Source organism: Bacillus sp. 491mf, assembly GCF_900112415.1.
Taxonomy (GTDB): Bacteria; Bacillota; Bacilli; order Bacillales; family Bacillaceae_G; genus Bacillus_A.
This window is the reverse complement of record NZ_FOLV01000044.1, coordinates 23,126-31,091: the sequence shown is the minus strand read 5'-3', so window position 1 is coordinate 31,091 and position 7,966 is coordinate 23,126. Positions and strand designations below refer to the sequence as shown.

Here is a 7,966-nt window from a genome sequence, read left to right as displayed (position 1 = left end):
AGAGGCGCTTTTTGCCTCGTCCGAGGGGGCGAAACGACCGGAGATTCTAGCCGCTGGAGCTGGACAATGCTTTCGCCGAATTTTGAGGTGGGAGTATTACTGCCCACGAATAGCGGGATAAGTCACTGCCATGTAAAACAAAGAGTGGCCTTCACTCGTTTTTTCTTTATATGTGGTCATGAAAGGGACTACATATAAAGAAAAAATTTTATGCGAATGTTTCAATTTGTTTTCATAGTGAATAACGAATTGAAATATGCTATGATTGTGGCCACGAATAACCAAATATATCCAGTGGGGGCATTTATGAAAAGACTAAATTTTTTGGTTTTCGGAACTATATTTAGTGTAATTTTCACATTATGTTTAAGTACTCAGTTAGCATTTGCAACATCTAATGATGAAAATACTACTTTAAGAAATAACGATTCTCTTACCCAATCTAAAACTGCTCCAACAATCCCACCTACTATTCAAGATCCCAAAAATACAGAAGATCCTGCCGGCTATTGGACAAAAGAAAAGATGAAAAATGCAATTCCAGCAGACAAAATTAAAAATGATGAAAAAAAAGAAACGAATCCAGAACAATTTGAATCTTCTTTAATAGGAGAGCCTACTAATATTTCTGATCCCGTTCTACCCGAAACTAACAATAGCATAAACGAAGCAAATGTAGTTGTTCCATCTACAGCAGGCAAAGTATTTTTTTCATATGGCGGAAAAGATTATGTTTGTTCTGCTTCTTCAATTAACAATAATTATAAAAATCTTGTTATAACAGCAGCCCATTGTGTAAATGGAGGAAAAGGGAAAGGATGGCACTCAAATATTGCATTTGCTCCGGCATATCGTAATGGTTCAACACCTTATGGTATTTGGAACTGGAAAGAAGCGCGGACATTCAACGCCTGGATAAATGATAGTAATTCTAGCTATGACCAAGCATTTTTCACTGTTTTCCCAAGGAATGAAAAAGACTTAGTAAATACGATTGGAGGAAATGGACTTTCCACTGGATATGGTACGAATCAACCAGACGTTCGTATTTTTGGTTGGCCCGCCGAAAACCCATATGATGGACAGATAGCTTATTATTGCGATGGACCTACAACTAGTAGAGGATGGTTTAGCAGCGATGCCACCATGAAGTGTGGTATGAATGGCGGGGCTAGTGGGGGGCCTTGGTTAAGAGAAAGAATTAATCAAGATCTTGGTTATGTTTTTGCAGTGACATCTCGGCGTTCAACTTCTGGCACACCAACTTTGTATGCAACCCCTAACTCTAAGGATGTTAAAACAATGTTTGATCAAATGAAATAACGTATAAGCCATTTATTAGTAAATAGCATGTATAACAAAGAGTAACTAGAAATACATACTGGTTACTCTTTGTTTTAGGACAGAAAATAACAACTATCTACAACTTACTCTTTTCACGTTTTACATTTATAATTTTCTTGCCAATATTTCGATAAATTATTAAACAAATTCAAATAAGTAGGTTACAATAAAGAAGGATACACATATAAGGGAGGCTTTACTTATGAAAGACCCACGTATTGAAACATTAGCAAAAAATTTAATTAATTACTCTATTCGTTTACGAAAAGGCGAAAAAGTATTAATCGAAAATTTCGGTTTACAAAAAGAGCTAGTAACAGCACTTGTAAAAGCTGCATATGAAGCTGGTGGTTATCCATTCGTACTATTAAAAGATCATCAAGTAGACCGCTCTTTAATGATGGGCGCAACAGAAGAACATTTCGAGCAAATCGCTGCATATGAAGCAAGCGTAATGAAAGATATGGATGCTTATATCGGCCTTCGCTCTGGTGATAACGTAAATGAACAAGCTGACGTTCCAAGTGAGCGCATGAAAATTTACGGTAACACAGTAGGTAAAAAAGTACATAGAGACATTCGTGTTCCAAAAACAAGATGGGTTGTACTGCGCTATCCAAATGCTGCAATGGCACAGCTTGCAAAAATGAGCACAGAAGGATTTGAAGACTTCTACTTTGACGTATGTAACTTAGACTACGCGAAAATGGATAAAGCGATGGACAATCTTGTTGAGTTCATGAACAAAACAGATAAAGTGCGTCTTGTTGGACCTGGCACTGACTTAACATTCTCTATTAAAGACATCCCAGCAATTAAATGTGCTGGTCACTTAAATATTCCAGACGGCGAAGTATACTCTGCGCCTGTTCGCGATTCTGTTAACGGTACAGTTTCTTACAACACACCATCTCCTTACAACGGTTACATGTTCGAAAATGTAAAACTTACATTTAAAGATGGTAAAATCATTGAAGCAACTGCAAACGATACAGAGCGCATTAACAAAATTTTCGATACAGACGAAGGTGCACGCTACGTTGGTGAATTCGCAATCGGCGTAAACCCATACATTTTACATCCAATGGGCGATATTCTATTCGATGAGAAAATCGACGGCAGCTTCCACTTCACTCCTGGACAAGCATACGACGATGCATGGAATGGCAACAACTCTAACATCCACTGGGACTTAGTATGCATCCAACGCCCTGAATACGGCGGCGGCGAAATTTACTTCGACGACGTATTAATCCGTAAAGATGGCCGCTTCGTTGTACCTGAATTAGAAGCATTAAATCCTGAGAACTTAAAATAAGATGGAAAAAGGAGTTGATTCAAAAGAGATGTAGATATCTTTTAAATCAACTCCTTCTTAATATGTTCACTGATATATCGGCGATTTTTCAAATATATCGACCACTTTTTTCAATATATCAGCGATTTTTCCGATATATCGGCGATTCGACACAAGATAAAGACGCTTCGACAATGTTCAGCATTCTAAATGTAGGAAAAGGCCCTAACCACTTTTATGCACAATCAGATGCTCTCGTCCTCCTCTAAAAGAAAGAGAGTTTTATGTCATTTGCATATATAGAATAATTTTACTAAGTTGACGATCTTTTATACTTATAAGGAATTAATTCATCAATTGTTGTTTTAATAATTTCATTACCCACCTCTAAAAGCACATAACAATGAGGGGCATAATCTGAAATAAGTTCTCTGCACATACCACATGGACTGACTACTGTAATTTCTCGATTGGGTTCGTCTAAATAGGGATGACGAACAGCCACAATGGTATCAAACCCTTTATGACCATTTGATATTGCACTACCAATTGCGATTGCTTCAGCACAAACCGTAACTCGCCCTACATATGCTTCAATATGCACAGCTGACACGATTTCACCCGATATAGTACGCAAAGCTGCGCCCACATGATGACAATTTTCTTTATATAACGTCTTAATTTTCGTCGTCGCTTCCTCAATTAACTTCAAATCATCTGATGTTACAGGATAGGTTTTCATATTCATATAAAATTCCCCTTCGAATAATTAGAACTCCAGCATAGCTCCTCTTTCATCAAATACAGAATCCGGGTTCCAAGCAACTTCCCAAAGATTGTTTTCAGGGTCAGCAAAATAAGCTGTTCTCCCTCCCCAAAAAGCAGCGCTTGGCTCTCGTAAAATTCTTCCGCCTACTTTTCGAATTTCTTCAATCGTTGTATCCACTTGCTCCGGATGATCTACGTTAATCGCAAACGTTACACCGCGAAACGTTTCTACATCTTGAGTAATGGAAACGCCAGCATCCTTTGCTAATTCCTCAATAGGAAAGATCGAAAGAATAACACCCGCCGTTTTAAACGCAGCGTAAGTATCTGAACTTATTTCTATATCTTCCCATCCTAAGCTTTTATAAAACGCGCGAAGAACCGGTAAATTAAATGCACCAATTGTTATTAGGCTTACTCTTTGCAGTACCATGATATCCCCTCCATAATGTATAGAAACACTTGTTAAGTGACAAAAAAGTTGTTAAAAAAATAATAAAGTTGTTTAATTCTTATTGGACTAACAGGCAGGTTAGTTGAAGAGTGTTAATTAACTTGTGTTCAACAATTGGGCCAGATTATTGAGAATCCACATCAAATAAAGTTGGTTATTTATGTTAAAATATTGCGAGTAAAATTAGGTTCTTAACGATTTTATCAAGTATCAAGAAAAATAATTCAAAAACGAAGAAGGGACAGTACTAACATGGAAAACATATCAAATGTAGATAAATTGGAATCAATAAAGTCTTTACAATCGACAATCAGTAAACTCGAAAATGCCTTGTCACAGATGACTCAGAAAGGCGCAAATACTACCTTAGTAAAGAAACGACTCAAAGCTGTTTGCATCGGCTTAGCAATGCTAGAAAACGTTTGGAATCAAAGACCCCATCATTACACCCATGAAGATTTAACAAAAGCTCGCAATGTTCTTACTGGTTTGCTTCCATCAATTGAGAACATTTATGATAAGTCAAAGGCTGGTAGTCCCCAAAGAACGCTTTTAGAAAGAAGAATAAAAGCGTTGAAACTAGCTATTCAAGCGATTGATAATTTTTCTAATAAATAACTTATCTAACTAAATAGAGTAACGGGTGCTTTAGTACAATAAGAATTAAACAACTTTAAAGAGTCTTACTACAAGAAAATGTAGCAAGGCTCTTATATTTCCATATCGAATTTAAATAATTTTACAACACTTACATACTCGCGCTCGAATGAAACACTTGGATTGGTCCGTCCCAACCGTCTTTCCTTATCTCACGGTACCCATTATTCGTATAGGTAGAAATGACTTTTCGCCAAAATGCTTGAGCTGGAACATTTTCTTCCATCTCTGCAACTGCCCACTCCCCAGGGAATCTAGAAAACAATTGCATAGCCGCTTGTTTTCCTACACCACTTTTCCGATACTTTTTCATGACAAAAAATTCTGACATATAGTAGTATGTACGGGCACTTTCCTCAATCTCTCGGATCAATGCGAACCCTGCATACTTTCCATTCACTTTTATAAAAAATGCAAAGCGACCTTCCTCTGTAAAATAATGATCTACGTACATATATTCATACAAACCATGCTCATTCACATCTTCAGGATCAAATTCACTAAAGTCGTATTTATATAGTTCCGTCAAATTCTTTAAAACGCTTTTATTCTCTAGCTTTACTTTTTCAATTTCCAAATTTATATCCATATTTATTTCTCCTAATTTTACGAAATTTATAAAAATGTATGTATTTCATTACTAATTACTTCAACACGTTCCCTATAATACAATCCTTTATCTTTTATTTTTAGCTGAGCGATAAAAAGATTCGCAAGCATCAGCGCCGTATCAAGCCTGTAAAATAGACAAACAATTTTTGGAAGAGACTCAAAAATATGCTCATCTTTATACCCGGCTTTAAATTCACTCCAATTCACTTCATTTACTTCCGCTATTCTCATCAGTTCGAGAAGCGGGTGACCAATAAGAGCATTGTCCCAGTCAACGATTGCTTGAATTTCTCCGCCATGACCAATTATATTGGCAGGTCGAATATCCATATGAAGCAGCCTCTTTACCTGTTCCCCCTCCTTTAAAATCGCCTCAATTTCTTCTGCTTTTGGAAATGGAATACGTAAAGAAGTAATTTTGTTAAATGATTGTAGTCTTCTAGCAAGACGCTCTGCTATATGCTGTTCTGTCGACTTTCCATGTTCATTTTCATAATGTAAACATTCAATTGGCATATGATGAAGCTTATTGGCTAATTCTCCAATTTCGTAAGAAGAAATCGGAGTAGCGTCAGTAACTATATAATCCGAAATTAAAAAATCAAGTTCCTCAGAAAGGTGCAGTCCATGAACCGCTGGCACAGGAATTCCTTGAGAATGACAAAACGCAGAAAGCTTTGCTTCTTTTTGTAATGAAAGGCGACTGCTAAATAAATTTTCATTGATATTAGCAACTTCGCGCTCCCACGGTACACGAAAAGCGAAAGAACCTGTTTCTGAATCTCCTCGAAACACAACATTTTGGACGCCGCTTCCTGCTACTTCTAAGCTTTTAATACCTAACTCTTCATATTCTCTCGTTAATATGTTTTGTAATTTTGTTCTTAACTCTTCTGTTTTTGATGCTACATTCAGCATTTCATCCCCTCCTCGCTCAGGGGCTTGTCTGTTAAAGCTAGAAAATCTTTTATATCCTGTAAAATAACTTGCATTGCTTTCTCCCAAAATTCTTGTTTTGTTAGATCAAAGCCAAGATGGTGAAAAGCTAATTGCTCAGCAGTCATTCTGCCAGTATCTCGAAGCAAATCTATATATTTTTCTTCAAATGAATGTCCTTCTTGAAGTGCCGTCGCGTAGATTCCTTGACTGAATAAAAAGCCAAATGTGTACGGGAAATTATAAAAAGGTTTATCAGTGAAATAAAAGTGTCGACTCCAAATCCATGAAAAATCATGATAAGAAATAAGAGAATCATTGAACGCATACTGCTGTGCTTTTTTCATCAAATGGTTCAATTCATCGACTCCTACAACCCGCTCTTTTCGAATTTCATAGAAGTCTCTTTCGAATATAAACTTTCCCTGTACTCCGATTAAATAACTAAGCGCAGTTTGTATCTTTGCCTCTAGAAGAAGCAATTTGTCATGTTCATTTGAAGTATCTTGAATGACCTTATTTAAAATAATCGTTTCTGCAAACGTAGAAGCTGTTTCACTAACAGCCATCGTATACTGCTGTGCAAATGGCGGAACATCATTTGAAATAATGCCTTGATGAAAAGAATGTCCTAATTCATGGGCAAGTATAGCGAGATTATTATGTGTTCCTTGAAAGTTCATGAAGATGCGCGCTTGCTTCGTTAGCGGAAATCTAGCTGAGAATCCTCTACTTGCTTTTGTATTCCTGTTTTCAGAATCAATCCAGCCTTCCTGAAATGCTCTTTCTGTATAATTCGCTAATTTAGGGCTAAAAGAATGAAACCCAGTAAGGATTATGTCAGCAGCCTCTTCATATGTATAAGTCTTCGTTACTTTGCCTATAGGCGTATATATATCGAACCAATCCATTTTTTCTAATCCTAGTAAACTTGCCTTTCTTTTTAAATATGAAGTTATGATAGGCTTACTTTGATTAACAGCTTCCCACATAGAATCAAGCGTTGTTTCTGACATTCTATTGTAACGAAGTGGTTCTGTTAAAATGGAATCCACTCCCCGATGTTTATACACCTGTAATCGAAAACCAGCAATGTTATTTAGAGCTGCTGCGCATGTCTCAGCTACTTTTTCGCCTGCATTATGTAAAGCATTTACGAGATTCGTTCTAGAATAATGATTGATAGATGAATGTAATTGGTTATATGCTTGTCCAAAATTAAGGTCTTTCCTTTGTCCGTCTTCCTCAAGAACAATCTTTGTTTTGCCAATGACAGAGTTATATAAATTAACCCACGCATGATAGCCATTAATAGAAAGATCTTGAATCAACTGCTCCTGCGCTACCGATAATTTCCCTCTCGCCGCTTCTCTTTTTTCTTGAAGTGGATAAGCAATCGGCTTAATTTGGTCCAGCTGCAATAACTGCTCCCAAGTATCATCCGGTATATGTACAAATGTTTGTTCAAAATCATTGATGACGACCTGAAATTGTGATGAAATATCTCTTACTTTTTCACTTAATATAATAGCCTGCTCATCTTCCACATTTTCTGATTCCAAACATTCTACAAAGTGGGTTGCTTCTAGCAAGCGAGTAGACATCTCTTGGATTCGATTCATTTGTTCAATCCACTCTTCATATCCACTTATTGATTCCAGTTCCTTCATTTCTATTGTTGTAGCTGTTTCTTTAACAATATCTCCCTCTAGCTTTATAAGAAACTCTTTAAAGCTATTCGACTCACTTCCTCCAGGAAAAATCTCATCTAAACTCCAGCGTTGTTGTAAAGCCTCACGCAATGCACTCGCCTCCTAAAAAATGCCGTAGTTATCCATATTATACCATGAAAAATTAGTAAATTCAGAAAAAAGGAAGAAGCATTCCCCTGTACGCTT

Annotated in this window: 8 protein-coding genes; 3 read left to right on the top strand and 5 right to left on the bottom strand. The window is 36.8% G+C overall.

Annotated elements, in window-relative coordinates:
* Window positions 1-306 precede the first annotated feature (306 nt).
* Both BM211_RS22590 and BM211_RS22585 read left to right on the top strand, forming a co-directional pair.
* The gene (locus tag BM211_RS22590) at window positions 307-1,323 is read left to right on the top strand and encodes a trypsin-like serine peptidase (protein ID WP_090999682.1); all 1,017 of its coding nucleotides are present in this window, start codon (window positions 307-309) and stop codon (window positions 1,321-1,323) included.
* Window positions 1,324-1,546: 223 nt separating this feature from the next.
* Window positions 1,547-2,662: an aminopeptidase gene (locus tag BM211_RS22585; RefSeq protein ID WP_035435778.1), complete on the top strand. Its 1,116-nt coding sequence runs from the start codon at window positions 1,547-1,549 to the stop codon at window positions 2,660-2,662.
* Window positions 2,663-2,954: 292 nt separating this feature from the next.
* Here the strand turns inward: BM211_RS22585 and BM211_RS22580 are convergent, their stop codons facing one another.
* Window positions 2,955-3,383: a cytidine deaminase gene (locus BM211_RS22580; protein WP_035436356.1), complete on the bottom strand. Its 429-nt coding sequence runs from the start codon at window positions 3,381-3,383 to the stop codon at window positions 2,955-2,957.
* Window positions 3,384-3,410: 27 nt separating this feature from the next.
* Window positions 3,411-3,842, bottom strand: a complete 432-nt coding sequence (locus BM211_RS22575) for a VOC family protein (RefSeq protein WP_090999680.1) — start codon at window positions 3,840-3,842, stop codon at window positions 3,411-3,413.
* Between the two features lie 273 nt (window positions 3,843-4,115).
* On the opposite strand from BM211_RS22575, the gene BM211_RS22570 reads away from it, so the two are divergent.
* Complete coding sequence (locus tag BM211_RS22570) at window positions 4,116-4,481, top strand: hypothetical protein (protein ID WP_090999678.1); 366 nt, start codon at window positions 4,116-4,118, stop codon at window positions 4,479-4,481.
* 130 nt (window positions 4,482-4,611) lie between these two features.
* Here the strand turns inward: BM211_RS22570 and BM211_RS22565 are convergent, their stop codons facing one another.
* From BM211_RS22565 to BM211_RS22555, 3 genes are read right to left on the bottom strand one after another with little or no spacing between them, the layout of a single operon-like run.
* Window positions 4,612-5,109 (bottom strand): GNAT family N-acetyltransferase, encoded by a 498-nt coding sequence (locus BM211_RS22565; protein ID WP_090999676.1) that lies wholly within the window; start codon window positions 5,107-5,109, stop codon window positions 4,612-4,614.
* Between the two features lie 26 nt (window positions 5,110-5,135).
* Complete coding sequence (locus BM211_RS22560) at window positions 5,136-6,050, bottom strand: phosphotransferase family protein (RefSeq protein WP_090999674.1); 915 nt, start codon at window positions 6,048-6,050, stop codon at window positions 5,136-5,138.
* Entirely contained in the window at window positions 6,044-7,870 is a 1,827-nt protein-coding gene (locus tag BM211_RS22555; protein ID WP_090999672.1) for a M3 family oligoendopeptidase, read from the bottom strand. Before BM211_RS22555 ends, BM211_RS22560 begins: the two co-directional genes overlap by 7 nt.
* Between the last annotated feature and the right edge of the window lie 96 nt (window positions 7,871-7,966).